Source organism: Idiomarina sp. UBA4206 (assembly GCF_002383015.1).
Lineage (GTDB): Bacteria > Pseudomonadota > Gammaproteobacteria > Enterobacterales > Alteromonadaceae > Idiomarina > Idiomarina abyssalis.
Genome location: NZ_DFTS01000075.1, coordinates 37,685 through 38,221 on the forward strand (window position 1 = coordinate 37,685; position 537 = coordinate 38,221).

1 protein-coding gene is annotated in these 537 nt (G+C 54.9%); it reads right to left on the minus strand.

The window, feature by feature from the left end; all coding sequences use genetic code 11:
* Positions 1–537: tRNA threonylcarbamoyladenosine dehydratase (locus B3180_RS15350; protein WP_286845365.1), on the minus strand; the 537-nt coding region annotated here is incomplete at both ends.

Consider the following 537-nt stretch of genomic DNA (forward strand, 5'->3'; position numbering starts at 1 on the left):
GGAAATAACCGGATAGCGCAGTTGCTCTTCAGAATAGACGCAGTCAACGCCCCATTTACGCTTGGGGTTCTTGGAAAAGCCGTAGTCGCGGCGCAGTTGTGAGCGTACTTTGGCCAGCAGCGGATCCTGCTTGGCTTTGGCTAAATCACCGACGCGGATCATGCCTGGGTCTATCTGCCCACCGGCACCGCCGCACACCACCAGGCGTAGCTTCCGGCGTTTACACCAGGCTACTAACGCCGCTTTGGTGTTAACGCTGTCTATGGCGTCCAGCACAGCATCGGCGCCGGTTAGGTACTCTTCGAAGTTCTCGGGCAGCAAAAAATCATCAATAACCTTAACTTCGCAGTTTGGGTTAATAGATTTTACTCGTTGTGCAAGCACCTCAGTCTTGAGCTGGCCAATGGTGTCATCGGTAGCCGGTAACTGACGGTTAATATTGGTGGTACAGACATCGTCTAAGTCAATGAGTGTGAGCTTGCCAATGCCGGTGCGCGCCAGTGCTTCCACCGCCCAGGAGCCAACGCCGCCAAGCCC